The organism is Streptomyces sp. NPDC090499, from assembly GCF_044769305.1.
Taxonomy (GTDB): domain Bacteria; phylum Actinomycetota; class Actinomycetes; order Streptomycetales; family Streptomycetaceae; genus Streptomyces.
This window is the reverse complement of record NZ_JBIVXP010000024.1, coordinates 17,258-43,097: the sequence shown is the minus strand read 5'-3', so window position 1 is coordinate 43,097 and position 25,840 is coordinate 17,258. Positions and strand designations below refer to the sequence as shown.

At 70.8% G+C, this 25,840-nt stretch carries 23 protein-coding genes and 1 pseudogene; 16 read left to right on the top strand and 8 right to left on the bottom strand.

Annotation, left to right across the window (positions count from 1 at the left end; genetic code table 11):
- Positions 1–70: 70 nt before the first annotated feature.
- Positions 71–1,501: an MFS transporter gene (locus ACIQVL_RS45630; protein WP_403425251.1), complete on the top strand. Its 1,431-nt coding sequence runs from the start codon at positions 71–73 to the stop codon at positions 1,499–1,501.
- A 38-nt stretch (positions 1,502–1,539) separates the two neighbouring features.
- Here the strand turns inward: ACIQVL_RS45630 and ACIQVL_RS45625 are convergent, their stop codons facing one another.
- A complete protein-coding gene (locus ACIQVL_RS45625; RefSeq protein ID WP_403425249.1) occupies positions 1,540–2,976 on the bottom strand; it encodes a glutamate decarboxylase in 1,437 nt (478 codons plus the stop codon).
- 430 nt (positions 2,977–3,406) lie between these two features.
- Here ACIQVL_RS45625 and ACIQVL_RS45620 point away from each other — a divergent pair, with 430 nt between their 5' ends.
- The 8 genes and pseudogenes from ACIQVL_RS45620 to ACIQVL_RS45585 all read left to right on the top strand — a co-directional run bounded on the left by ACIQVL_RS45620 (position 3,407) and on the right by ACIQVL_RS45585 (position 8,181).
- A complete protein-coding gene (locus tag ACIQVL_RS45620; protein WP_403478485.1) occupies positions 3,407–3,919 on the top strand; it encodes a methylated-DNA--[protein]-cysteine S-methyltransferase in 513 nt (170 codons plus the stop codon).
- A 49-nt stretch (positions 3,920–3,968) separates the two neighbouring features.
- Complete coding sequence (locus ACIQVL_RS45615; protein WP_403478484.1) at positions 3,969–4,460, top strand: RNA polymerase sigma factor; 492 nt, start codon at positions 3,969–3,971, stop codon at positions 4,458–4,460.
- Positions 4,457–5,074, top strand: a complete 618-nt coding sequence (locus ACIQVL_RS45610; protein ID WP_403425245.1) for a methylated-DNA--[protein]-cysteine S-methyltransferase — start codon at positions 4,457–4,459, stop codon at positions 5,072–5,074. Before ACIQVL_RS45615 ends, ACIQVL_RS45610 begins: the two co-directional genes overlap by 4 nt.
- Positions 5,071–5,811 carry a 2OG-Fe(II) oxygenase gene (locus ACIQVL_RS45605; protein ID WP_403478483.1) on the top strand — a complete coding sequence of 247 codons (741 nt, stop codon included), beginning with the start codon at positions 5,071–5,073 and terminating at the stop codon, positions 5,809–5,811. Before ACIQVL_RS45610 ends, ACIQVL_RS45605 begins: the two co-directional genes overlap by 4 nt.
- On the top strand, positions 5,808–6,098 hold the full coding sequence (locus tag ACIQVL_RS45600; RefSeq protein WP_403478482.1) for an Ada metal-binding domain-containing protein: 291 nt from the start codon (positions 5,808–5,810) through the stop codon (positions 6,096–6,098). The genes ACIQVL_RS45605 and ACIQVL_RS45600 overlap by 4 nt, the downstream gene beginning before the upstream one ends.
- Complete coding sequence (locus ACIQVL_RS45595) at positions 6,086–6,610, top strand: hypothetical protein (protein WP_403478481.1); 525 nt, start codon at positions 6,086–6,088, stop codon at positions 6,608–6,610. The genes ACIQVL_RS45600 and ACIQVL_RS45595 overlap by 13 nt, the downstream gene beginning before the upstream one ends.
- Positions 6,607–7,278, top strand: a complete 672-nt coding sequence (locus ACIQVL_RS45590) for an alpha-ketoglutarate-dependent dioxygenase AlkB (RefSeq protein ID WP_403478480.1) — start codon at positions 6,607–6,609, stop codon at positions 7,276–7,278. Before ACIQVL_RS45595 ends, ACIQVL_RS45590 begins: the two co-directional genes overlap by 4 nt.
- Positions 7,279–7,405: 127 nt before the next feature.
- A pseudogene (locus ACIQVL_RS45585) lies at positions 7,406–8,181 on the top strand (transposase).
- Between the two features lie 24 nt (positions 8,182–8,205).
- Here the strand turns inward: ACIQVL_RS45585 and ACIQVL_RS45580 are convergent.
- Positions 8,206–8,676: a GNAT family N-acetyltransferase gene (locus tag ACIQVL_RS45580; protein WP_403478479.1), complete on the bottom strand. Its 471-nt coding sequence runs from the start codon at positions 8,674–8,676 to the stop codon at positions 8,206–8,208.
- A gap of 660 nt (positions 8,677–9,336) precedes the next feature.
- The gene (locus ACIQVL_RS45575; RefSeq protein WP_403478478.1) at positions 9,337–10,548 is read right to left on the bottom strand and encodes an MFS transporter; all 1,212 of its coding nucleotides are present in this window, start codon (positions 10,546–10,548) and stop codon (positions 9,337–9,339) included.
- A 105-nt stretch (positions 10,549–10,653) separates the two neighbouring features.
- Between ACIQVL_RS45575 and ACIQVL_RS45570 the strand changes: the two genes are divergently transcribed.
- Positions 10,654–11,235 (top strand): TetR family transcriptional regulator, encoded by a 582-nt coding sequence (locus ACIQVL_RS45570; protein WP_391371676.1) that lies wholly within the window; start codon positions 10,654–10,656, stop codon positions 11,233–11,235.
- Positions 11,236–11,344: 109 nt separating this feature from the next.
- Here ACIQVL_RS45570 and ACIQVL_RS45565 read toward each other — a convergent pair whose 3' ends face one another.
- Entirely contained in the window at positions 11,345–13,117 is a 1,773-nt protein-coding gene (locus ACIQVL_RS45565; RefSeq protein WP_403478477.1) for an ABC transporter ATP-binding protein, read from the bottom strand.
- 431 nt (positions 13,118–13,548) lie between these two features.
- Here ACIQVL_RS45565 and ACIQVL_RS45560 point away from each other — a divergent pair, with 431 nt between their 5' ends.
- Complete coding sequence (locus tag ACIQVL_RS45560; protein WP_403444977.1) at positions 13,549–13,875, top strand: hypothetical protein; 327 nt, start codon at positions 13,549–13,551, stop codon at positions 13,873–13,875.
- Between the two features lie 148 nt (positions 13,876–14,023).
- Here the strand turns inward: ACIQVL_RS45560 and ACIQVL_RS45555 are convergent, their stop codons facing one another.
- Positions 14,024–14,902 (bottom strand): SMP-30/gluconolactonase/LRE family protein, encoded by an 879-nt coding sequence (locus tag ACIQVL_RS45555; protein ID WP_403478476.1) that lies wholly within the window; start codon positions 14,900–14,902, stop codon positions 14,024–14,026.
- Positions 14,903–15,014: 112 nt separating this feature from the next.
- A complete protein-coding gene (locus tag ACIQVL_RS45550; RefSeq protein WP_403478475.1) occupies positions 15,015–15,947 on the bottom strand; it encodes a LysR family transcriptional regulator in 933 nt (310 codons plus the stop codon).
- 137 nt (positions 15,948–16,084) lie between these two features.
- Here ACIQVL_RS45550 and ACIQVL_RS45545 point away from each other — a divergent pair, with 137 nt between their 5' ends.
- Together ACIQVL_RS45545 and ACIQVL_RS45540 are read left to right on the top strand one after the other, a co-directional pair.
- Positions 16,085–17,287, top strand: a complete 1,203-nt coding sequence (locus ACIQVL_RS45545; RefSeq protein WP_403478474.1) for a mandelate racemase/muconate lactonizing enzyme family protein — start codon at positions 16,085–16,087, stop codon at positions 17,285–17,287.
- Between the two features lie 35 nt (positions 17,288–17,322).
- Positions 17,323–18,081 (top strand): SDR family NAD(P)-dependent oxidoreductase, encoded by a 759-nt coding sequence (locus ACIQVL_RS45540; protein ID WP_403444965.1) that lies wholly within the window; start codon positions 17,323–17,325, stop codon positions 18,079–18,081.
- A 21-nt stretch (positions 18,082–18,102) separates the two neighbouring features.
- On the opposite strand, the gene ACIQVL_RS45535 is transcribed toward ACIQVL_RS45540, so the two are convergent.
- Both ACIQVL_RS45535 and ACIQVL_RS45530 read right to left on the bottom strand, forming a co-directional pair.
- Positions 18,103–20,433 (bottom strand): glycosyl hydrolase family 95 catalytic domain-containing protein, encoded by a 2,331-nt coding sequence (locus ACIQVL_RS45535; RefSeq protein WP_403478473.1) that lies wholly within the window; start codon positions 20,431–20,433, stop codon positions 18,103–18,105.
- 232 nt (positions 20,434–20,665) lie between these two features.
- Positions 20,666–21,817 (bottom strand): ROK family protein, encoded by a 1,152-nt coding sequence (locus tag ACIQVL_RS45530; RefSeq protein ID WP_403444959.1) that lies wholly within the window; start codon positions 21,815–21,817, stop codon positions 20,666–20,668.
- 664 nt (positions 21,818–22,481) lie between these two features.
- Here ACIQVL_RS45530 and ACIQVL_RS45525 point away from each other — a divergent pair.
- The 3 genes from ACIQVL_RS45525 to ACIQVL_RS45515 are packed head-to-tail and all read left to right on the top strand — an operon-like array spanning position 22,482 to position 25,819.
- Entirely contained in the window at positions 22,482–23,501 is a 1,020-nt protein-coding gene (locus tag ACIQVL_RS45525) for a carbohydrate ABC transporter permease (RefSeq protein ID WP_403478472.1), read from the top strand.
- Between the two features lie 11 nt (positions 23,502–23,512).
- Positions 23,513–24,451: a carbohydrate ABC transporter permease gene (locus ACIQVL_RS45520; RefSeq protein ID WP_403478471.1), complete on the top strand. Its 939-nt coding sequence runs from the start codon at positions 23,513–23,515 to the stop codon at positions 24,449–24,451.
- A gap of 18 nt (positions 24,452–24,469) precedes the next feature.
- On the top strand, positions 24,470–25,819 hold the full coding sequence (locus ACIQVL_RS45515; RefSeq protein ID WP_403478470.1) for an ABC transporter substrate-binding protein: 1,350 nt from the start codon (positions 24,470–24,472) through the stop codon (positions 25,817–25,819).
- The last annotated feature ends 21 nt before the right edge of the window (positions 25,820–25,840 follow it).

Below are 25,840 nucleotides of genomic sequence, written 5' to 3'. Positions count from 1 at the left end.
ACGACCCGCAATATGTCCATTATTGTGGCTTTCTGTGTCGTGTCTCGGTCGATGGGATGGAGTTGGGGCCGTGGCGTTCGCGGAGTCGTCGGCCGGTGACGATGGGGCGAAGCCCCGTCCCGGTACGGTCCCGGAGCCCGGACAGCGGTCCCGGGCACCGCTGCTGGCCGTGTGCGCCGGGTACTTCATGGTGATCCTGGACGTGACGGCCATCAACGTCGCCGTGCCGGTGATCGGCCGGGAACTGTCGGCCTCCCTCACCGGCATCCAGTGGATCACCGACGGATACACCCTGGTCTTCGCCGGACTCCTGCTCACCGGCGGCGCGTTGGGCGACCGGCTGGGCAACCGGCGGGTCTTCTGCGCGGGCGTGGCGGTGTTCACGCTCGCGTCGGCAGCGTGCGCGCTCGCGCAGAGCGCCCCCTTCCTGGTCGCGGCCCGGCTGGTGGAGGGGCTCGGCGCGGCCCTGATCGTGCCCGGCTCCCTGGCCCTGCTCCAGCAGGCCTACCCGGGGACGGCCGCACGCTCCCGGGCCTTCGGCCTGTGGGGTTCGATGGCGGGCATCGCGGCCGCCGCCGGTCCGCTGCTGGGCGGCCTGCTCGTCTCCACCCTCGGCTGGCGCTGGGTGTTCCTCATCAACGTGCCCGTCGGAGCGGCCTGCCTGGTACTGACGCTGCGGCACGTGGCACGCTCGCCCCGGCGCGCCGACCGCGCCCTGGACTGGCCTGCGCAGTGCGCGGTGATGGCGACGGCCGCCCTGCTGACCGCAGCGCTCAACGAGGCCGGACGCCGGGGCTGGTCCGACCCGGCCGTACTCGCCGGGCTCGGCCTGGCCGTCCTGGCCGCCGCGGCGTTCGCGGTACGTGAGCGGCTCGCCCGCGCCCCGGTCCTGCCGCCCAGCCTGCTGCGCTCCCGGGCGATGAGCGGGGGAGCCGTCATCGGCCTGCTGTTCAACTTCGGCTTCTACGGCATGGTGTTCACCGCCAGCCTCGAATTCCAGCACCAGCGCCACTTCAGCGCCCTGGGCACCGGGGTGGCGCTGTTCCCGGCGGTGGCGATGACCATGTTCGCCTCCGTCCTGTCCGGGCGGCTGACCCGCCGCACCGGCGATCGTCCACTGGTGATCTCCGGCATGCTCCTGGCCGCGCTCGGACTGACCGGCTGGGCCGCGGCGGGCGCCGACCCCGCCTACCCGCTGCTCGTCGCCCCGATGATGGCCGCGGGATTCGGCACCTCCTTCGCCCTCACCGGCTCCACGGCCACCGTGATGGGGGCCGCGCCCGCCGCCTACGCGGGCGCCGCCTCCGCCCTGTTCAACACCACCCGGCAGATCGGCAGCGCCACCGGCGTCGCGCTGGGCGGCAGCCTGCTGGCCACCGCCACCGACTACACCACCGGCCTGCGCATCAGCATGGCCGTCGGCGCGCTCGCCTACCTGACCGCCGCGGGCCTGGCATGGCTGTGCGTACCGGCCGTGCCGCAGAAGCCCGGGACTGCCTGAGAACGCCGTGCAGATCCGCGGATGCGGAAGTCCCGGGCCTACGCCGAGGTGTTGGCGTGCGCCGGCTCGGCCGCGACGACCAGGGGCTGGACGGCCGGCGCGGGCATCGACCGGCGGAGCCGGAGCTGCCGCGTGACCTCCGTCAGGTCCGCGATGAACCTGCCCGCGAGCTCGGCGGTGAACCCGGTGCGGACGACGAGGCGCAGGACGGAGACGTCCTGGCAGGGAGCGGGGAAGGCGTAGGCGGGCAGCTGCCAGCCGCGTGCGTGCATGGCGCGGGAGACGTCGAAGACGGTGAAGCCGTGGGTGCCGTGCGTGAGACGGAAGGCGAGCGCCGGGAGTTCGGATCCGTCGGTGACCAGCTCGTAGGGCCCGACGGCCCGGATGCGGGTGGCGAGGGCCCGGGCCGTCGTACGGCTCTGGACCGCGAGGTGGCGCAGCCCCTCGAAGCCGTACCGCAGGAAGCTGTAGTACTGCGCGACGACGTGGGCGCCCGGACGGGAGAAGTTGAGGGTGAAGCTGGGGGAGCGGCCGCCGAGGTAGTCGATCTCGAAGACCAGGTCCTCCGGAAGGGCCTCGGCGTCGCGCCACAGGGCCCAGCCGAGACCGGGGAAGACGTGCCCGTACTTGTGCCCCGAGGTGTTGATGGACGCGACGCGTTCGAGCTGGAAGTCCCACATCAGACCCGGGTCGAGGAACGGGGCCACCATCGCGCCGGAGGCACCGTCGACGTGTACGGGGATGTCGGTGCCGGTCGCGGCCTGGTAACCGTCCAGGGCCATACAGATGTCGGCGACGGGCTCGTAGGAGCCGTCGTAGGTGGAGCCGAGGACGGTGGCGACGCCGATGGTGTTGTCGTCGCAGTAGGCGGTGAGGGTGTCCGGTGTGAGGTGGTAGCGGCCGGGCTCCATCGGGACGTAACGCGGCTCGACCTCGAAGTAGTTGGCGAACTTCTTCCAGCACACCTGGACGTTCGCACCCATCACCAGGTTGGGCCGGGCGGTGTCCTTCCCCTGCCCGCGTCGGCGCTGCTGCCAACGGCGCTTGAGCGCGAGGCCGCCCAGCATCGCCGCCTCGCTGGAGCCGGTGGTGGAGCAGCCCCGGACCTGCTCCGGGTGCGGTGCGTGCCACAGCCGGGCCAGCATCCGCACGCAGCGTTCTTCCATCGCGGTGATCTGCGGGTACTCGGCGCGGTCCGCGAGGTTCTTCTCCGCGGTGTCGGCCATCAGTTGCCGTGCCTGCGGTTCCATCCACGTGGTCACGAAGGTGGCGAGGTTGCGCTGCGCGTCGCCGTCGAGCGCGAGTTCGTCGCGCACCTGCTGCAGCACGAGGTCGGGCGGGGACGCCGACGGCGGGAGTTCGTCGGCGGGCCCGGGGAGCTGGGTGGCGGCGGGCGGGACGAGGGTGTGGCTGTGAGTGCGGATGTCGGTGTGGAAGTCGGTCGCGGAGATGACGTCGGTATCCGGGATGGGCATGTGTGCCTCGGTGCTTTCTGGTCCGTGTGGCCCCCGTGCACTTCCGACGCTAGATCGCCGAGCGGTGCGGCATCTGTGCCGATTACACCGATCCAGCGACCGGTTTGCGGACCGATGAACTGAATTTTCCCTCGCGTATACGGGCGGGCGGTGGCCGGGGCCGGGCGAAGGGGCGGATGTCTCACGGATGGCCGTTCTGCGTGTTTGCTCGCGGGACTCGGTCGCTGAGCCGAGCCGTGGCCCGGCGCAGTGCGGCCGGACTGCGGCTTCCCGCCCGACTGGTCGATCACGCGTCGGCTGCTCCGCCCCGCGCTCGCCTCCCGCAGCGCCATGCCGCCCGCCCCGGCGCGGTGGCCGATGACGGATCCGGATGCGATCTCACGTTCTGCGGGTGCCGTGCGTCTACCGGTCAGGAGAAGGGGAGAGGCAGATGAACACTCGACACGTCGTGATCGAGACGCACCTTGGGCCGATCACGATCGTCGCCAGGGACGAGGCGATCACCGGCCTGTACTTCGGACAGCATGTCCGCCGGCCCCGGCAGGAGACGTTCGGCCCCGAGGCCGGCGACGCGACGGACCCGTTGCTGAACGAAGCGGTCCGTCAGCTGTGCGACTACCTGGCGGGGCGCCGCAGGCAGTTCGATCTCCCGTTCGCGGCCGAGGGCGACTCGTTCCAGCACGCCGTCTGGGACATCGTGAAGAGCATCCAGTGCGGCGACACGACCACCTACGGCCGTATCGCCGAGCAGGTCGGAGGCCGTGGTCTCGCGCAACAGGTCGGACAGGCCGTGGGCGCGAACCCGCTGTGCATCTTCGTCCCGTGCCACCGCGTCGTCGGCTCCGCCGGGGCTCTGACCGGGTACGCCGGCGGGCTGAAGCGCAAGCAGGCGCTGCTGGAACTCGAAGAGCCGCCCGCGGGCGACGCCGGAGGATTGTTCTGATGCGGAATCTCACGTTGATCACCGCACGTACGTCTTCTATGGGATGGACATGAAACAACCGTTCGAGAGCGTGGTCGTGCGGCACGGTACGACCGTGCTGCGCGTCTGCCGGGTCGTCCTTGGCCCGCACGATGCGGAGGACGCGTGGTCGGAGACCTTCCTGGCCGCCATGCGTGCCTATCCCGATCTGCCGGAGACGGCGAACGTGGAGGCGTGGCTCGTGACGATCGCGCACCGCAAGGCGGTCGACGTGCTGCGTGCCGCGAAACGGAACCCGCTGCCGGTCGACGAGATGCCGGAGATTCCGGCAGGTCAGGGCGTCCCGGACGCCGGGGACGTCGACCTGTGGGCCGCGGTGACGGATCTCCCGCACAAGCAGCGTCAGGCCGTCGCCTACCGGTATGTGGCGGGGCTGGCGTACGCCGAGATCGCGGAGGTCCTCGGCGGCACCGTCGAGGCGGCCCGCAGGGCCGCCGCGGACGGGCTGAAGAATCTCCGGAAGAAGTATCCGGGCGCGATCACGAAAGGAGCATCATCATGAGCGACATTCGCAACGACGACGACATGACCGCCCTGCTGTCGACGCCCGTGGACGCCGGCACCCTCGGCCTGCTCCACCGCAGGCTGGAGCAGGCGGCCGAGCGAGCCGACCTGATCGATGTCGCCTACACGACCGTCGACTCGCCCGTGGGCAGGCTGCTGCTCGCCGCCACCCCCGCCGGGCTGGTCCGCGTGGCGTTCGACGGCGAGGACCACGACCGGGTGCTGGAAGTCCTCGGCCAGAGGCTCAGCCCGCGGATCCTGCGCGCCCCGCAGCGGCTGGACGCGGCGGCCCGTGAGCTCGACGAGTACTTCGCCCGCAGCCGCCGGGTCTTCGACGTGCCGCTGGACCTGTCCCTGTCGCGCGGGTTCCGGCGGCTGGTGCAGACGCATCTGCCCGAGATCGGCTACGGGCAGACCCGCAGTTACCGGGAGATGGCCGAGCTCGTCGGCAACCCCAGGGCCGTCCGGGCGGTGGGCACGGCCTGTGCGACCAACCCGCTGCCGATCGTCGTCCCGTGCCATCGCGTGCTGCGTGCCGACGGCTCGCTCGGCGGCTACGTCGGCGGAGTCGAGGCCAAGACCGCGCTGCTGGACCTGGAGGCCGCGGCATGAGCACCGTGAAGGGGCCCGGGGCGAGGACGGACGCGTGGTCCGGCCGTGTCGAGTCCGGCGACTGGCAGGCGATCACCGCGGAGGTCGACGAGTACGGCGGGGCGCTGCTGCCGCGGCTGCTGACCCCCGAGGAGACCGTCCGGATCAGGCAGCTGTACGGGCAGGACGAGCTGTTCCGCAGCACCGTCGACATGGGCCGGCACCGCTTCGGCCAGGGCCAGTACCGGTATCTCGACACGCCCTACCCGGAACCGGTCGAGCGGCTCAAGCAGGCGCTGTACCCGCGGCTGCTGCCCATCGCCCGCAACTGGTGGGCCAGGCTCGGCCGGCCCGCGCCGTGGCCGGACTCGCTCGACGAGTGGCTGCGGATGTGTCACGACGCCGGCCAGACGAAGTCCACGGCGATCCTGCTCCGCTACGGCGAGAAGGACTGGAACGCCCTGCACCGCGACCTGTACGGCGACCTCGTGTTCCCGCTGCAGGTCGTGATCAACCTCAACGAGCCGGGAGTGGATCACACGGGCGGCGAGTTCCTGCTGCTGGAACAGCGCCCGCGCGCCCAGTCCCGGGGCACCGCCACGCTGCTGCCGCACGGCCACGGGTACGTGTTCACCACCCGTGACCGGCCGGTCAGGTCCGCCCGCGGATGGTCCGCCGCGCCGGTCCGGCACGGCGTGTCCGCCATCCGGTCCGGCGAACGCCACACCCTCGCCCTCGTCTTCCACGACGCCGCATGAACGACGCGTTGAACACCTGCACCCTTCTCGGGACCGACGGCCGCCCCTACCGGTCGCCGGTCAGGGGGCTGTGGGGCGGCCACCGTGGCTCGAAGATCTACGGACGCCTCGACTGCCCGAGCGCGCTGCGCGCCATCGCCCGCGGCAGCTATGCGAAGCACCGGGTCTTCTTCGCCGACGAGACCACGGCAGCCGCCGCCGGGTTCCGCCCCTGCGGAGCCTGCTGCAAGGACCGCTACCAGCGGTGGAAGACCGCCCGGGAGAACGGCCGACCATGGACCCCCTGACCAGCCCCCTGCTGAAGAGGCCGGCGAGGTACGACGCGGACCTGACGGCGACGGACGCCGAGGTCACGGCCCTCGTGCGGCTGGCACGCGACCGCCGGGCCCACACCATCATGCTCGGCTCCGGCCGCACCCCCCACGCACGTGAGACCGCACGCCTGGTCGAATCGGCCTGGGACCGCGCGGGAGGCGTGGCCCTCGGCACGATCACCTGGCCCGAGACCGGCGCCTCCTGGCTGCGCCACGCGTCACGGTTCGCCGCCGCCGATCCTGACCTGTGGGTGATGACCGGCCCGGCGAACGGCTGGGCGCAGATGACCCGGCGCCTGCTGTGGTCGACCCCGTGGCGCCCCGAACGCACCCTGGCGACCGCTGCGGTCGGTGATCCGCGCACCCTCGGACTCGTCGGCCTGATCAACCTCAACGGCCTGGCCGGCGCGACTGCCCACGGCACCACCTGGCTCGTCGAGGACGACTCCCTCCAGCACCCCACCCACACACAGGACGGGCCATGACCGCGCTGTTCACGCCACAACTGCCCGACCGCGACGCGGGAGACATCGCCCAGGGCGCCACCCACATCCCCAACTGGCTGTCCCTGGGACAGCAGAAGTGGATCACGGACCGGTTCCACGAGTGGGTGCGAGGCCCCGTCCCCCTGCGCGCCGCGACGGTCCGCGGCCACCAGATGTCCGTGCGCACCGTATGTCTGGGCTGGCACTGGCAGCCGTACCAGTACAGGCGGCAGGCCACCGACGTGAACGGCGCCCGTGTCCTTGCGTTCCCCGACTGGATGGTCCGTCTGGGACGCAGCGCCCTTCGGGCCACCGGGTACGACACGGCCACGACCGCCTCCTACACGCCCGACACCGCGCTGGTGAACCACTACGACGCGCAGGCCCGCCTGGGAATGCACCAGGACAAGGACGAGGAATCCCGCGCCCCGGTCGTGTCGCTGTCCATCGGCGACGCCTGTACCTTCCGCTTCGGCAACACCGAAGGCCGCGGAAAACAGTACACGGACCTGCTGCTGGCCTCCGGCGACCTCTTCGTCTTCGGAGGACCCGCCCGCCTCGCCTACCACGGTGTCACCAAAGTGCACCAGGACACCGCCCCCGCGGGATGCGGCATCAGCGGCGGCCGGATCAACATCACGATGCGCGTGACAGGGCTCGACGGGTGAGCGCATGACACAGCAAGTCAGCACCACCGCCGACCCCGGCGTCGTCGTCGGAGACGACGGACTCGCCCGCCCCGCGTGGGCGGCCGTCGACCCCCTGCTGCGCGACTCCTACGACTCCGAATGGGGTATGCCGGCCACCGACGAACACGGCGTCTACGAACGCGTCAGCCTCGAAGGCTTCCAGGCGGGTCTGTCCTGGGCGACAATCCTGCGCAAACGACCCACGGTACGGCGTCGTGGTGGTGACGTTCAGCGCGGTCGTCCCTGGCGGCTGTCGCTGGAGGACCGGGTGTTGCCGGTGGCGACGTACTGGCGCACGAACCTGACGTTGCGGCAGGCGGCGCCGCTGTTCGGGGTCTCCAAGTCTGCGGCCGACCGCATCCTCGATCACCTCGCGCCCCTGCTGGCCATCTCGCCGGCCCGCCGCCCCGCAAGGACACCGTCTACATCGTCGACGGCACCCTGGTGCCCACACGTGATCGCAACGTGGCCGCGTCCAGCAAGAACTACCGGTACTCGACGAACCTGCAGGTCGTGATCGACGCCAACAGCCGCCTGGTGGTCACGATCGGCCTGCCGCTGCCCGGCAGCCGCAACGACTGCCGGGCGTTCACTCAGTCAGGCGTCGACCGGGGCTGCCGCGGCACACCAACCATTGCCGATGGCGGATACCAGGGCACCGGTCTGCTCATCCCACATCGCAAACGACGAGGTCAGGCACAGCTCAGCCCGCAACAGGAGGCGGAGAACGCCGTCCATCGCCGCGCGCGAGCCCGGGTGGAACATGCCCTGTCCCGTTTGAAGAACTGGAAAATCCTGCGGGACTGCCGACTCAAGAGCAACGGCGTTCACCAGGCCATGCTCGGCATCGCCCGCCTGCACAACCTCGCATGGGCCGGCTGAGTAGCTCTGACGGCGGCGGCGTACTCAACGCAGCGTCAAGTGCACCAGGTCGATCTCCTGATCACGGGCCCGGGCGAAGCACCGGCTCTTCCCGGTGACGATGAACCCGCACTTCTCCAGCACGCGGATGGAGCCGGCATTATCAGCGGCGGCATCGGCGTGCAGCGGCCGCGCGGGCTCCAGCTTGATCAGTTCGGCAAGGGCCTCGGTGGCAATGCCCTGGCCCCAATGGGCTCGCCCGATGACGTACGTGACCTCGCGCTCCGTCGGCGGACCGAAGACAGCGGCGTGCCCTGCTACAACGCCGTCAGCGAGAACGGTTCGCACGATCACGGACGGGTCCGAACGCACCTTGATCCAGTGCTGGTCGAAGTGGCCACGATCGTAGTGATACTTCCTGGTCACAGCCGCCATCTGCTGCAACTCGGAATCCGTCAGCTGCTGCCAGAAGATCGGCAGGTCGCTGTCCTCAAGCTCACGCAGGGATATGCCCATAGGCGCAGTCCTACTCTCCAGAAGATCGGTACCCAGGTAGCTGGGCCCAGGCTAGGCCCAGCTCGCGCTTACGGGACAACCTTTGGTTTGCGGCTGGTGTCTGAGCCAGGACTCCAGGGCCGAAGGGAGCGAGATCCGGGCTTGGAGGCGCCGGTCTCCGGTGGGCCTGGGGCAGGTGGTGCCCTGTCGTGCTGGCGGGTGCTGGACGCAGGGCGTTGCCGACGCGGGCGTGGCTCTGTCCTCGTGGGGTGCTGCGGCCGCCCGCCTGGCGGGCGGGACCGGCTCGGTGCGCAGGCGTCCGGCCGGAGAGCCGACAGCCGCCACGCCACTATCCACGCCTGAGCGACCGGCGGCCAGGCAGCGCAAGAATGCGACCGACCCGGGCAGGCAGGGAGGGCCCCTGGGAGAGGATCGCGTTCACGGTCTCGCGCATGTCGCCGGCGCCCCGGTCACCGCCGGCCGAGCGGTGCGGGTGCCGTTGCCTCACGCGGTGAACGCCGGCGCGATCGACGACCACTGATCGGCCGGCAAACCGCTGTGATGCGGCCTGCGTTCACTCGCCCGTCGTCCCCCGCAGGCCCCGCACCGCGAACCTGCGGATGCCGCCCCCGTCCCGTCCCACCCCGCCCCGGCAGGCGGCCACGGAAACGACTCACGGATTCACGAACCGCCCACGCGGGTACCCGCCGCTGCCGGCTCGTCCGCCTCCCTGGGCGAGCGGGCGGCCGGTGTGGCGAAGACGGCCGCGATCACCAGGACGAGCACCGGGATCAGGGCGTGCCGCAGCCCGAAGTGCTCGCCGAGGTAGCCGAGGGAGGGCGGGCCCACCAGGAAGGCGACGTAGCCGACGGTCGCGGCGAGCGCGACGCGGGCGGCGGAGTCGGCACCGGAATCGCCCGCCGCGGAGAGCGCCACGGGAAACCCGAGTGACGCCCCGAGGCCCCACAGGACGGCGGCGGCAGCAGCCACCGCCTGGTTGTCGACGAAGATCACGAGGGCCAGTCCGGCGGCCCCGACGAGCGCGCTCCCGCACAGCGCGGCCGCCCGCCCGAACCGGTCCACGAACCGTCCGCCGACGAAGCGCCCCACGGTCATCGCTGCGGCGAAGACCGTGTACACGGCCGAGCCCAGCGCGGCGTCGAAGCCGTGACCGTCCACCATGACCAGCGGCAGCCAGTCGTTCGCGGTGCCTTCGGCCATGGCGAGCGCGAGGATGACACAGCCGATGAGCAGCAGCGCGGGATCCTTCCACACCGCGGCGCGCGGCGCGCCCGTCGCACGGCGTGCGGTGGCGGTCTGCCGGCCGACCTCGGCCGGGACCCGCCGGATGACCAGGGTGAGCGCGCCCAGCACCACCGCGGCCACGACGAGCAGATGGACCAGGACCGGGAAGCCGACCGCCGTCAGGCACATGCCCGCGACCGCCCCGAGCACGGTGCCCAGACTGAAGAAGCCGTGCATGGCGGGCAGCGTGGAGCGGCCGAGCAGCCGCTCCACCTCGGCGCCCTCGACGTTGAGGGCCACCTCGCCGCCGCCCATGCCGAGTCCGAACAGCCCGAGGCCCACCGCGACGCAGGCCCCCGAACCGACGGCGGCCCCCACCCCGACCACCACGGCACCGGCGGCGACGGCCGACGTGCCGGCCATGATCACGAGCCGGGCACCCCAGCGCGCCACCACCGTGCCCGAGCACAGGATGCCGAGCATCGAGCCGACCGAGAGCCCGAACAGGATCAGGCCCATCTGCGCCGTGGAGGCGCCGAGCAGGTCGCGCACGTCCGGGGTGCGGGTGACCCAGGAGGAGATGGTCAGCCCGGGTGCGAAGAACAGGACGAAGACGGCGGTGCGACGCCGGGCGAGGTCAGAGGTCATGGGCGGTGGCTCCAGCTGGATCCGTACACGAGTCTGTACGACCGTACACACTATCTGTACGTCTGTACACACTCCGGAGGGGGCGACCCATGACACATTGAGGGCGTGAGCGGTACACGACGCGAGATCCCGAACGATCCCGGACGCAAGGAGCGGATCCTCGATGCAGCCCTGGACGTGATCTCCGAGAGCGGCGTGCACAGCACCACCCACCGGAAGATCGCGGCGCGCGCCGACGTCCCGCTGGGCTCGCTCACCTACTACTTCGACGGCATGGCGGACCTGCTCGCCCAGGCCTTCGCCCGGCTGTCGGACACGATGTCCGGTCTGTACCGGCGGACGCTGCAGTCCGCCTCCTCCACGGCCGAGGCCGAGGCGGCCGTAGTCGAGCTGATCTGCGGCCCGGCCTACGCCACGGAACGCGACATGACCCTCATCTTCGAGATGTACGCCTACGCCAACCACAACGAGGCGGTCTCCGCCACGACCCGCACCTGGCTCGAACGCAGCAGGGACAGCCTCGCCCTGCACTTCGCGCCCGGAGTGTCCCGCGCCCTCGACGCGCTGATCGAGGGCTGGCCGATGCACCGGGCCTTCGCCGACGCACCCCTGGACCGCAGGCTGGTCACCGAAACGGTCCGCGCGATCGTCGCCGCCGATCCACGCCTGTCCACGGACGCCACCTGAGCCACGCCGACGTCCGCCGCGCGGCGCCGGCCACGGCGGGGGAGGAACCGGCGGCCGCCCGCCGGGAGTTGCCGACCCGCTCCGTGCTGCGGCCCGGCGCCGACGCGCGTCAGGCCACCTGGCTGCCGTGCAGCGCGGTGTAGGCGCCGCCCCGGTGCAGCAGTTCCTCGTGGGTGCCGATCTCGCGGATACGGCCGTCGTCCATCACCACGATGCGGTCGGCGCCGCGGACGGTGGACAGCCGGTGGGCCACCACGAACGTCGTCCGGCCGCGCAGCAGTCGGGCCAGTGCCTCCTGGACCAGCGCCTCGGAGCGGGTGTCCAGCGCCGAGGTGGCCTCGTCCAGTACCAGGACCCGTGGGTCCCGGATCAACGCCCGCGCGATCGCGAGGCGTTGCCGCTGGCCGCCGGAGAGCCGGGCGCCGCGCTCGCCGACCATGGTGTCCAGGCCGTGCGGCAACCGGTCCACGAACTCCAGGGCGTTGGCGTCCCGCAGCGCGGCGCGCACCGCCCCCTCGTCGGCCTCGTCCTCCATGCCGTAGGCGACGTTCTCCCGGACCGTGCCGTCGAAGAGGATCGACTCCTGCGGCACGACCGAGACGAACCGCCGGTAGGTGCGCAGGTCGAGGCCGCTCATGTCGGCGCCGTCCAGGAGCAGCCGGCCGGAGGTGGGCCGGATGAACCCGATGACGAGGTTGAGCACGGTGGACTTGCCGGCACCTGAGGCGCCCACCAGGGCGACCGTCTCGCCCGGTACGACATCGAGGCTGAACTCCGCGACGGCCGGACGCCCGGCGTCCTCGTAGGCGAAGCCGACCCGCTCGAACGTGACCGCCCCGCGCACGGCGGCGACCTCCTCCCGGCCCTCGTTGTCCTCCAGTTCGGGCGCCTGGAGCACCTCGCCCACCGAACGCACCGACTCCAGGCCCTTGGTGATGACCGGCGCCAGACTCGTCAGCGTCGTCGTGGAGTTGGTGAGCGTGGTGAGGAAGGCGCTGAGCATGACGACGTCGCCGGGCGTGACACCCCACGCTCCGTAGTACGACACCAGCGCGGCGGCGGCCAGGACGGCGACGCCGATCACGTTCAGGACCACCCAGGCCAGCGAGCCGAAGCGGCCGTTGACCAGGTCCAGGCGCATCCCCGAGGTGAGCAGCCGGCTCAGGGTGCCGTCCATCCGGCGCAGCGCCTTGCCCTCCAAACCGTGCGCCCGGGTGACCGGGATGAGCCGCGTCATCTCCGTCACCCGCGAGGACAGCGTCTCCACCTCGTGGCGGAAGTGTTCGTTGTGGGTCCGCAGCCGCGCCCGCAACCGCGCCACGAGCAGGGTCGCCGCCGGCACCACGACCAGGAAGACCGGCAGGAACTCCGGCGTGCGGACCCCGATGATGACCAGCCCGCCGGTCAGCACGGTCAGCGCGCCCAGCCCCTGCTCGGCGGTCTGCTGGACCATCTGCTCGACGGTCTCGACGTCCCGTACGACCTTGGCCTGGAGCACGCCCGCGCTGACCCGGGAGTGGTAGCCGATGGACAGCTGCTGCATCCGCGTGCACAGCGCGGAGCGCAGCGTGGTGCCCATCCGGCGGACGCTGCCGTAGAGGAGCCGTACGTACAGCACGTGCAGCGGGTAGTTGACCAGCAGGATCGCCATGATGACCGCGACGGACGTCCACAGCCGGGAGACCGGCCCGTGCTGGACGACCGTGTCCACGACGGACGCGGTGATCAGGGGCAGGAGCCAGATGGGGCTGTGCTTGACGGTGAACACGACGACCGCCGCCGCCAGCTTGCGGCGGTCCACGCGCAGCAGATAGGCGAGTGTCCGGACGGGGTGTTCGCCCCGGTAGCGGTGATCGAGCGGCCGTTCCGACGTCGACGCCATCGGCGGTGATCCTCCCCTGTCCCTGTCCCCGACCTGCAGCAACCGCTTTCCCTCGGGCCGCGGGCCACGGTACACCGCCCGGATGGCGCAGGCGCGGGGTTTTCGGGAGGGTCCGGGACCCGACGGCCGTGAGGCAGACGGACCCTCCCCGACCGCGACCGGACCCCGTGCGCAGGGCCCTTCGATGCCTCTCCCGTGCGGGTCCTTCGCGAGAACCCCCTCACGGATCGCCGGGCGGGCGCTCGCCCGGCCCTTGGCGGTCAGCGGGTTCCGGCGGCTGGGCGGGGGCGGTGCAGCGGATCTGTGGGACTGCCGCGCCCCCTGTTGCCTCCGTGCTGTGCCCTGCGCCACACCGGCCGCCGTCCGTCTTGCCGCGGATCCCCACCCTGAGCAATCTCGGGTCAACTCCCTCACCCGCATGGAGGTTGACCGTGAACTGCCCGAGCTCCAACTGCGGTTCGTCGAACGTGCAACTGCTGTCGCTGTACGTGGACGGCCTGCCCGTGGGTGCGCCGAACCGGGAGCGCTTCGCCCGGCCTGCGCCTTCGGCCAGGAACCTGCTGCCCGCCCTCGGCCTGGTCGTCCTGGGCGTGCTGCTGCTGGTGAGCGGTGAGATCCTGGCCGGCGTCCTCTTCCTCGGGGCGGGCGCGGTGTGGGGACTCGTGGCTCACCGCCTCAATCAGGAGGTGGAGCGGGCACGGAGCAAGTGGGAGAACACGAGGATCTGCCTGGCCTGCACGGAACGCTGGACGCCCTGAGCCGCCCGGCGGCAGGGCTTCGCGGCCTTCCCGCAGCGGGCCCCGGCTGCCGGTGCCGGTGCCGTAGCGCCCCGCACCGGACGGGTGTGACCCAAGGTGCATGTGACGCGTCCGGACGGCGGCTGCCCGGTCCTCCGGGACGGTTCCGTCAGGCGCCGAACGGCCGGACGGAGACCCCCTGCGTGCCGGTGTCGAGAACGAAGACGGAACCGGACAGCGGGGACCTCGCCAACTCCTCGGCGGACAGGCCGTTGCGGGCGGAAGTGATGTACAGGCGGCCGTCCGGGCCGAAGGCGCAACTGGTCGGCTGGAGGACAGGCACCGGGACGACCCCGACCACCCGCCCGGCCGGGTCGTACCGCCGCACCTCGCGGCCCCCGTGCATGGCCACCCAGAAGCACCCCTCCACGTCGACGGCGAGGCCGTCGGGGACACCGGCCCCGTCCGTCTCGGCCAGCACCTCCAGGCGCCCGAGCAGTCCCGGCCCGGCGCGGAAGTCGGCCCGGTAGAGGAGGTTGGCGTAGCTGTCGGCGAGGTACAGGACGGTGTCCTCGGCGTTCCAGCCCAGGCCGTTGGGCAGGACGAGTCCGTCCGCGACGACGACGCTCGGCCCGTCGCCGTCCCACCGGTGCAGCCGGCCCCGGCCCGGAGCGAACTCCATGTCGTTGCTGCCGGCCCAGAACCGGCCGTGGGAGTCCACCTTGCCGTCGTTCATGCGCAGGTTCGGCTCGGGCAGCACCGGGTCCACCAGCGTCAGCCCGCTGCCGGTGACGAAACCGAACCCGTCCGCCACGGCGGCGGCGAAGCCCTCCTGCTCGGCGCGGGGCGCGACCGCGCCGACCATCGTGCCGACCTCCGTGACGGTCTGCCGCCCGGTGGACAGATCGTCCTCGTACACCCTGCAGCCGTAGATGTCGACCCAGAGGAGATGCCCGGTCCGCGGGTCGAACACCGGCCCCTCACCCACGTCCGACGTATCGCTGCGTACCGCCACATCGAGATTCGAGTACGTACGGACACCGGTCATCGCGACTCCGATCCTTGCGGCTTTCGATGCAACCTCACCCCGGCCACCCCGTGATCGTCAACCGCGATCCACGAATGACGGGCATTCGGACCGCAAATGACTCCCCGTCCTGTCACAGTGGTGGAATGGCGGTCGTGCCGTCGGGCCGCGGCGCCTTTGTCGCCGCGTGGATGAAAGCCCGTGCGGCCGCACCGAGCGGCCGCTGCGAATGCCACCAGATTCCCACGTCCCGATACCGGTTGAGATGGCGAATGGGCCGCATTTCCATTCCCTCGCGCAGGATCATCACCCCACCCAGGTAGTTGATGATGCCGATTCCGTGCCCGGCCCGCACCATGGCACCGAGCGTGGTCGGCTGATGCGAGACGATTCCGGTCGGCGACACCAGGTCCTTGATGCTCAACTCGACCTCGGCCTCGTAACCGACCACCGTGTTCGCGAGCGGGTCGCCGATCGTGATGACCCGCTGGTCCGTGAAGTCCACGAGATCGACCTCGCTCTTCTCCAGCAGGGGATGCCCGGTCGGGGCGAGCATGACGAACGGCTCCCGCCACAGCGGACGCATGGTGAACGCGTGGTCGTGCGGTTCGGGCCGGACCGTGCGCAGCGCCACCGAGACCCGGCGCTCGGACAGCGCCGCCTCGATGAAGTCCACGTCTCCGTCCAGGACCGCCACCCGGATCCCCGGATGCTCCTCCTGCAACGCCGTGATGACCCCCGGGAGGAACTCCGAACTCCCGCTGGCGAAACTCGCGACGGTGACGGTTCCCGTGATGTCTCCCCGGTCGGTCTGGCGGGCGGTGACCAGTTCGTCCGCCGCCGCGAGCACCGCCCGCGCCCGGGCCAGCAGAGCCCGCCCGTCGTCGGTGAGGGTGAGCGGCCGGATACGGCGCTCGACGAGCAGACAGCCGAGTTCACGTTCCAGATTCGCGATGTGCGCCGACACTCGCGGCTGCGACAAATGCAGCTTTTCCGCCGCTCTGGTAAAGCCACCCGTATCCACGACCTCGACCCACGTGCGCAACCAGGCCAGTTCGAGACTCATTGACCGAACCTCCTCACCGCGCGGCCGTACCACCGCCGGTGCGGAATTACTTCCGGCGGCAGGGCATCTGCGCGGCAGATCATGTGTATTCGCAATTCGCCGTTGACGAGTTCCCGCGGCCATGGCCGACTGGGACAATGACCGATCAGACTTCCTTCGGCACCGCCCGCGGCCTGCTGTCCGCGCACGGAGCGGACCTCCTGCGCGGCGACGACGGTGCGGTGATCACTTCTGTGGAGACCTACGCCCTCGCCGTGCCCCTGAAGCGACCCATCGCCGACTCCACCGCCGCCATGGCGCACTGGACGGTACCCGTGGTCGAGATCCGCACCGCCGACGGCCGTATCGGCACGGGTGTCTCCGGCGTGCACTGCGCTCCCGAACTCCTCTCCGACGTGATCCTTTCGTATTATGCCGATGCCCTTCTGGACACCTCGTCGGAAGACATCCTGGGCACCTGGAAGCGCCTGTACTGGCTGCCCACGCACTGGATGGGCCGGGCGGGCGTCGTCCACATGGCACTCGCCATGGTCGACATCGCCCTGTGGGACCTCGCCGCGCAGCGGGCCGGCATGCCCCTGTGGCGCCTGCTCGGCGGCACGCAGGAGAGCGTCGAGGCCTACAACACGGACGGAGGCTGGCTCAACCTCTCCGACAGCGAACTCGTCCGGGACCTCACCGCGCTCGTCGACCACGGCTGGTCCCGGGTGAAGATCAAGGTGGGCCGCCCCGACTGGCGGGAGGACGCCCGCCGGGTGCGCGCGGTCCGCCGGGCCCTCGGCGACGACGTGACCCTGATGTGCGACGCCAACCAGCGCTGGGACCTGTCGACGGCGAACCAGATCATGCCCGCCCTGGAGGAGGCGGCGATGGACTGGGTCGAGGAACCCTTCCACGCCGACGACCTCCGGTCCCACGCCCGCCTCCAGGCCTCGACGCGACTGGACGTGGCGGCCGGCGAAAGCATCTACTCCTACCACCAGTTCGCCTCCTTCATGGCCGCCGACGCCATCCGGGTCGTCCAGGCCGACGTCACCCGCGTCGGCGGGGTGACCGAGTTCCTGCAGATCGCCTCCCACGCGGCGGCGCGGGGACTGCGGTTCGCGCCGCACGCCGGCGACATGATGCAGGTCCACCAGCACCTCGTGGGGACGGTCCTGTCCGAGGTGCCGGCGCTCGTGGAGTTCATCCCCTGGACGCAGGAGGCCTTCGTCGAGCGCAGCGTCGTACGCGAAGGCCTCATGGAACGCCCGCAGGAGCCGGGCGCCTCGACCGCGATCGATCCGGCCGCGCGCGTCCGCTGGCAGATACCCGGAGCGGGGTCGGCCAAGGCCCTGTGAAGCCGCCCCGCGCATCCACCGACGGAAGGAACGAGATGACCGAGTCGCCCTTCGGGCACACCGACGAGCGAGTTGCCGTCGTCACCGGCGCGGGCCAGGGAATCGGCCGCGCCACCGCCGTGGCGCTCGCCGCCCGCGGCGTGCGCGTCGTCGTGACCGACCGCAACACGGAGACCGGCACCGCCGTCGCCAAGGAGGTGGGCGGCGACTTCCTGCCCCTGGACGTCTCCGACCCACGGGCCGTCGCCGGGACGGCGGACGAGGTCGTACGGCGCTTCGGCCGCGTGGACGTCCTCGTCAACAACGCCGGCATCGCCCACGAGGACGCGGCCCTCGACGTGTCGGACGACGTCTGGAACGGCATCCTCGCCGTCGACCTGACCGGCACCTTCGTGGCCTGCCGCGAGTTCGGCCGGCACTTCGTGAGCCGCCGCTCCGGGTCGATCGTGAACATCTCCTCCATCGCCGCCTTCATCGGCTCCAATCCCGAGTACCACGTCGCCTACGACGTCGCGAAGGCAGGCGTGGCCCAGCTGGCGCGGTCCCTGGCGGTCGAGTGGGCGCCGTACGGGGTGCGGGTCAACGCGGTCGCGCCGGGCCGGACCCGCACCCCCATCCTCGACACCGTCGGGATGGACGATCCGCTGCGGATGACGCAGTGGATCGGGCAGATCCCGATGGGCCGGCTGCTGGAGGCCGAGGAGATCGCGACGGCCGTCGCGTTCGTCGCGCTCGACGGCACCGCGATGACCGGGCAGACCCTCCTCGTCGACGGCGGCCAGATCGCCCAGTGACGACGTCACCGGCGCCCGCCCTCAGCCGAGGCCGAGGGCGAGCGTCTCTCCCTCGACGAGCCGTATGCCGAGGAGATCGGCGCCGTACCGTACCCGGACGTCCGCGGCCCGGGACGCCCGGATGCGGGCGGCCTCCAGCCGGCCCTCCCGCCACCGGACGTCCACGGTGAGGCCGCCCCGGGCGCGCAGTCCGCACACGCTTCCCCCGGGCCAGCCGGACGGCAGCGCGGGCAGCAGTTCGACCTCGCGGCCGTCGGACTGCAGGAGCATCTCGGCGACTCCCGCGGTACCGCCGGCGTTGCCGTCGAAGGAGTAGATGTTCTGCGCCGCGCCCGCCACCCCGCCCGCGGAGAACGTCATCAGGTTCGCCTCGCTGGCGTCCGTGATGAGGCTGGTGAGGTGCTTGAGGGCCGAGTCGCCGTCGAGGAGGCGGGCGAAGTAGACCGTGAAGTTGGCCTCCACCCACTCGGTCTGCTCCCAGCCCGGCGCCAGCTGCCTGCGCTCGATGGTGACCTCGGCGGCGCGGGCCAGCTCCGGCGTGCCGCGCGGGGTGATCTGGCGCTCCGGGAAGAGGGCGCTGAGGTGGGACGTGTGCCGGTGGCTCGGCTCGGCCTCCTCGTGGTCGTGCAGCCACTCCTGCAGCTGCCCGTGCCGCCCGATCCGGAACGGCGGCAGCCGGCGGCGCGCGGCGGCGATCCTGGTCCGCAGGCCGTCGTCGACACCCAGCAACTCGGCACTCTCCGCACAGATGCGCAGCACGGCCTCCATGAACACCCGGTCCGCGGTGGCGCCCATGGACACCGAACACCGGGTGCCGTCGGGCGCGAGGTACCAGTTCTCCGGCGACTCCGACGGCCCGGTGACGAGCAGCCGGTGCTCCGGCTCCTCGACCGCGTAGCCCAGCAGGAACTCGGCGGCCCCGCGCAGGACCGGGTACGCGCGCTCCCGGAGGAACGTCTCGTCACGGCCGTACTCGAAGTGCTCCCACAACTGGAGGGCGAGCCAGGCCCCGCCGGTCACGTTCATGCCCCAGCCGATGCCGGAACCCGGCGCCGTGTACCCCCACGCGTTGGTCACCGTGTGCGCGACCCAGCCCGGCGCGCCGTACATCTGCTCGGCGGTCGCCCGGCCATGGTCCGCCAGCAACTCCAGGAGACCGAACAGCGGTTCCTGGCACTCGGCGAGGTTGGTCGGCTCGGCGGCCCAGTAGTTCTGCTGGGTGTTCATGTCGAGGTGGAAGTCGTTGGTCCAGGACGCGCTGCTGGCGAGGCCGTCGTTCCACAGCCCCTGCAACGCCAGGGGCAGCGGGGAGTCGCGGCGGGAGCCGGCCACGGTCAGGTAGCGGCCGTACTGGAAGTACAGCGCCACCAGGGCGTCGTCGGCCTTCCCGGAGGCGAGCCGGTCACGGCGGGCCCCGGTGGGCAGGGCCGCGACGTCGGGCGGTGCCGATCCCAGATCCAGGGAGACCCGCCGCATCAGCGCCCGGTGGTCCGCGATGTGCGCCGCCCGGACGGCTTCGTATCCGGCCTCCAGCGCGGCGGCCAGCAGCGATTCGGCCCGCGCACGCGGGTCCGCGCCCGCCCAGTCGGTGCCGACGGCGATGTGGACGACCGCGCTGTCGGCGCCCTCCAGGCGGAGCGCGTCGCCCGCCCGGTGCACGGTGCCGCCGTCGGCGTCGAGGCGGGCGTGGATCTCCAGGGCGACTCCGTGGTGCCCGTCGCTGTGCAGGCTCTCGTAGGCGTGGCCGCTGAAGACGACGGACGAGCCCCTGGTGGTCGTGGTCCCGGGAAGCACGCCGTCGTGGACGGACAGGGTGAAGGAGAGCGAGCCGGGACGGTCCGTACTGAGGCGGACCACGATCAGGCCGTGCGGGTTCGTGGCGAACGCCTCGCGGGTGACGCGGACGCCGTCCTGCTCGTAGGCGACCGTGGCGAGGCCCGTGTCCAGGTCCAGGGCCCGCCGGTAGCCCCGGGCCGAAGGCCCGTCTGGGAACGCGAGATGGACCTCGGGCAGCGGCAGGTTCGTCCCGAACGACTCCGGCCTGCCCGGAAGATGCTCAGCCGCGAGCCGCTGCGCCTCGGCGTGTTCCCCGGCGAAGAGGAGCTCGCGGATGCGGGGCAGCTGCGCCCGGGCGGTCGGACTCAGGTCCTTCGCCGACGGACCGCCCGACCACGCGGTGGACTCGGAGAGCTGGATCCGTTCGCGGTCGGTGCCTCCGTGGACCATGCCGCCCAGGCGGCCGTTGCCGAGGGGCAGCGCTTCGAGCCAGCGGGTGGCGGGACGGTCGTACCAGAGCGTTCCGGGCGGGCGGCGGACATCGTGGAAGTCCTGGGCGGAGACGGCTTTGAGCATGGGGTGCGCTTTCGGGACGGAGTGAAGGGAGGAGTGAAGGGAGGAGTGAAGGGAGGAGTGAAGGGAGGAGTGGAGGGCGGCGTGACGGGCGGAGTGACGGACGGAGGACGGCTCGCGGCGGCCGCGGTCGCGCGGTACGGAGGCCGCGGTAGGACGGAGGCCGTGCTGGTACGAAGACCGCGCTGGTACGGAGGCCGGGGAGGTGGTCACGGGGTCTCGCGGTGCTCGCGGGTCACTTGGCCGGGGCGAAGATGCGCTGCGCGGCGACGGCGGCGCCCCCGCGGGCCCATTCCTCGAACGGCAGGGGTCTGACGACGAGGTCGCAGTCGGCCGCGGCACCGAAGGCACGGGCCGCGAAGGTGGTGCGGATCTGCTCCTCGTACAGGTCGTAGGTGGCCACGCCCTCGCCCGAGATGATGATGCGTTCGGGCCCGATGAGATTGGCCACGGAAGCCAGCGCCAGGCCCAGGGCATGGCCGGCGCGCGCGAAGACGGCGCGGACGTCGGCGTTGCCGGCATGGGCCAGGCGGACCGCCTGGCCCATCGTCAGCACCGGATCGCCCGTCGCCCGGCGGGCCTGCTCGGTGATGGCCTGGGTGGAGGCGACGGCCTCGACGCAACCGGTGTTGCCGCAGGTGCACACCCGGTCGGTACCGCCCACGGGAAGGTGGCCCACTTCCCCCGAGACGCCGTGGGCCCCGGAGACGACCCGGCCGCCGATGGAGATCCCGCAGCCGATGCCCGTGCCGACGGTGACCAGGGCGAAGGACGACAGCCCGACCCCGACGCCGAACCACTGTTCCGCGACGGTCAGGGCCCGTACGTCGTTCTCGATCACGGCCGGTATGCCCGTGGCCGTCTGCACGAGCCGGGCGAGGGGAACGCGGCGCCAGTTCAGGAACGGGGAGTACTGGACGGTGCCCGTGTGGCCGTCGACGTCCCCGGAGATCGTGACGCCGATGCCGTGCGGGGCACCGTTCGCACGGGGCGGTGCCTGCACCCCCAGCCGGTCGACGAGCCGGGCGACGGCCAGCACGACCGTACCCACGTCGCGGGAGGTGAGAGCGGCGCGCGCGGTGGCCAGGGTGCGTGCGGTCAGGTCGGCCAGCACACCGATGAGTTCGTCACCGGTGACCTTCACGCCCACGAAGCGGGCGCGGTCGGCCCGCACCGCGATCAGCGTGGCCGGCCGGCCGGCGGTGCGCTCGGCAGGGCGGCCCAGCTCGGTGATCCACCCGTCGGTCAGCAGCGGAGTGGCGACCTTGGTGATCGCGCCGGGTGACAGGCCGGTGCGGCGCCCGATCTCGGCGCGGGTGAGCGGGCCGTGCGCGAGCAGGGTCTGGAACAGCAGAGCGGCCGCGGGTGGCTGATCGGCGAGCGTCATGCGGCGACCATACATTTCCATTGGAAAATAAGAAAGAAGAAGCGAGCCGCTGGACTGCGCCCCGTTTTCCCCGCTCATCGCGCGAATCCCGCTCCATTCTTTCCGCGAATGTCGATGATTCGGGCCGCGCAATATGTTGACGCTGGAAGAAAAGCGTGGCTACATTCGCGGCACCTCGCGACAAGTGGATGGGACGTCCACCGACGCAGGTGGCGGCCGGTCTCCTCCTCGACCGGCCGCGTGATTCATCGCGGGCTGCGCTCCCGAACGGGCGTCGCCTTACGGCCACTTGGGCGACGCCTGACGCCCACTCGACCAATTCCCGTGCGGCTGACCGTGCTTGGGCACTTCCGGGCCTTCCGGGGGCCTCGCCGTGCCTTTCGCGCCGAGATGGAGCAGTCACATGGCTCGTCCAGCAGGACCGGGGGCATCCGTGCGCCACGGACTCCGTACGGGCGGTGCGCGCGGTTGCCGCCTGCCCGTCCCGGCGGCCGCCCGCGCCCCGGCGGTGTCCCTCGCCGTACCGACCACCACGACGACGGCCGGCGCCACCTCGCCGGCGCCGAGCACATCGCCGTCGAGTCACCGGTATTGACCGTCTCGTCCGTATCGCAGGTGTCGCACGTATCGCACGTATCGCACGTATCGCACGAAGGAGGGTGCTGTGGTGGTCACATCACAGGGCAACCACGCAACGCCGGTGCAATCGCGCTCCGGTGAACCGGGCGCGGTGGCCACCACGGCCGGCTCGCCGGTCCGGAAGAGGACCACACCCGGGAAGGGGCGGCGGCCCCGCGCCACCAGGTCGGCGGCGGCCCGCCGCCGGGACCTGCCGGTCGCCCTGCTGCTCATCCTGCCCGTCGTGGTCGGCTTCGCGACCTTCTACGCCTATCCGACCCTGCGCGGCATCTACCTCAGCTTCACCGACTTCCACGTCCTGTCCCCGCCGAGCTGGGTGGGACTGGCCAATTTCCGGGAGCTGATCGGGGACGACGTCTTCTGGCACGCGCTGCTCGTCACCGTCTACTTCGTCCTGCTGTCCGTGGTCTTCGGCACCTTGATCTCCCTGGTGACCGCGGTGGTGCTGGACCGGGTGACCAAGTCCTCGGTGCTGCGCGGAGTGATCCTGCTGCCGTTCCTGATCTCCAACGTCATCGCCGCCCTGGTGTGGCAGTGGATGCTCGATCCGACCCTCGGCATCGTCAACATCGCCCTCAAGCACGTGACCGGCCACTCCATCCTGTTCTTCGGCAGCGGGGGATGGGCGATCCCCTCGCTCGCCGCGATCAGCGTCTGGAAGTGGATGGGCTACTACGCCCTGCTGATCTTCGCCGGCCTACAGACCATCCCGCCGACCATCTACGAGGCCGGCCGCGTCGACGGCGCGAGCGAGATCCAGATGTTCCGCCGGCTCACCGTGCCCCTGCTGCGGCCGATCCTCGTCATGGTGGTCGTCCTGACGGTGATCAACTCCTTCCAGGTGTTCGACATCGTGCAGGTCACCACCAGGGGTGGCCCGGCCAACGCCTCGAACGTGCTGCAGATGTACATCTTCGACAAGGCATTCCGGCAGTTCGACTTCGGTTACGCCGCCACCATGTCGCTGGCCCTGTTCGCCCTGCTCATCGCGGTCACCTTCACCCAGCTGCGGCTCGCCCGCGCCAACGAATCCGACCTGAACTGAAGGAGACCGCCATGGCTGTCACCATCGCACCCGGCCGGGCGGCCCTCCCCAAGCGCTCGCCCCGCACCAGCACCCGCAGGCTCTCACCCGGCCGGGCCGTGGCCTGGATCTACCTCGGCCTCATCGTCCTCGTCACGCTCTTCCCGTTCTACTGGATCCTGCGCACCGCGCTCTCGAACAACTACAAGCTGGCGACCAACCCGTCCTCGCCGCTGCCGGTGGGCTTCACCTGGGGCGCCTTCGAGCGGGTCCTGGGTCTCGCCTCCACCGCGGAGGCCCAGGCCCAGGGCGGCTCCGGCGCCACCCTCGACATCGCGCTCTATCTGCGCAACTCGGTGATCTACGCATCGGTGCAGACGGCGCTGGTCGTGCTGGTCTCCGCGGCCGCCGCCTACGCGTTCTCCCGGCTGCACTGGCGTGGCCGCGACCTGGTGTTCAACATCCTGATCAGTGCCCTGATGGTGCCCAGTGTGTTCACGCTGCTGCCCAACTTCGTCCTGGTGAAGGACCTGGGACTCACCGACACCTTCGCCGGACTCATCCTGCCCGGCGGCCTCTTCCAGGCCTTCACCCTGTTCTTCCTGCGGCAGTTCATGCTCGGCCTGAGCACCGAGGTCGAGGAGGCCGCCATCATCGACGGCGCAGGCCCGCTGCGGATCTTCCTCCGGATCATCCTGCCGATGTCCTCCGCCCCCATCGCGACCGTGTCGCTCCTGATGTTCGTCAACGCCTGGAACGACTACTTCTGGCCGCTGCTGATCGCCAACGACCAGAACGTCCAACCGCTCACCCTCGCGCTCGGCGTCTTCAAGCAGTCCTCGCCGCAGGCCGCCCCCGACTGGGCGGGCCTGATGGCCGCCGCCCTCATCGCGGCACTCCCGATGCTGCTGCTCTTCGTCGCCTTCGGTAAACGCATCGTCAACTCCATCGGCTTCTCCGGCCTCAAGTAACCAGTGAAAGAAGGAACCATGAGAGTACGCAAGGCTGTGGCCCTGGGAGCCTCGCTCTCCCTGGCGGCCCTCCTCTCCGCCTGCTCCTCCGACTCCGGCAGCGGCTCCGGCTCCGGAACCCTGAACTGGTGGACGTGGGACGACAAGCAGGCGGCCGCCTACCAGGTCTGTGCCAAGGACTTCGAGAAGGCCAACCCGGGCGTCACGGTGAAGATCACCCAGTACAACGTCACGGACTACTTCACCAAGCTCACCGCCGGCTTCGTCGCCGGCAAGGCTCCCGACGCGTTCCAGAACAGCGTCCAGTTCTTCCCGCAGTACGCCGACCAGCACCAACTGCTCCCGCTGGACGACTACATCAAGAAGGACGGCTTCGACCTGTCCCGCTTCTCCGTCGGCGTCGACTCCTGGAAGTACACCGACGGCAAGCAGTACGGCCTGCCCCTGGACTGGGCGGCCACCGGCCTCTACTACAACAGCGACATGCTCACCAAGGCCGGATACAGCGCCAAGGACGTCCAGAACCTGAACTGGAACCCCGACGACGGCGGCACGATCGGCAAGATGATCGCCCATCTGACCCTCGACACCAAGGGCCGGCGCGGTGACCAGCCGGGCTTCGACAAGGCACACATCAAGACCTACGGCTTCGGCCAGCTGGCCGCCAAGGACTTCCTGGGCCAGTCCACCTGGAGCTCCTTCGTCTCCACCACGGGCTGGCGGCTCGGCAACAAGGCCAACTGGCCGACCGAGCTGAACTACAACGACCCGCGCCTGGTGAAGACCATGGACTGGATCCGCACCCTGGTCGCGAAGGGCTACGCACCCAAGATCGGTACGTTCACCAACACGGTCTCCGACGTCGATCTGCTCTCCTCGGGCAAGGTCGCCATGGAGACGGGCGGATCGTGGTCGGCGTCCACCTTCGCGAAGATCCCCAACATCAAGGTCGGCATCGGTCCCACGGTCCTCGGCCCCGACGGCAAGACCCGTGCCGTCTTCAGCAACTCCAACGGGAACACCATCTGGGCCGGCACGAAGAACCCCGACCTGGCCTGGAAGTGGGTCTCCTACATGGGTTCCGAGGCCTGCCAGACCAAGGCGTCGGCGACCGGCACCTTCTTCCCGTCCATTCCCGCCTCGATGGACGCCTCGGCCAAGGCGCTCAAGGCGCAGGGCGTCGACCTGTCGGTCTTCACCGACATGCTCAAGAACAAGGAGCTCTACCCCTCTCCGGACTTCAACAACGGCGCGGAGCTGCAGGACGCGATAGAGCCCATGATCGAGGCCTACTTCGGCGGCCAGAAGGACGACAGCGTCTTCGCCGACATGCAGGCCAAGACGAAGGACATCCTGACCAAGAAGTGACCGCCGCCTCTACGGCGCATC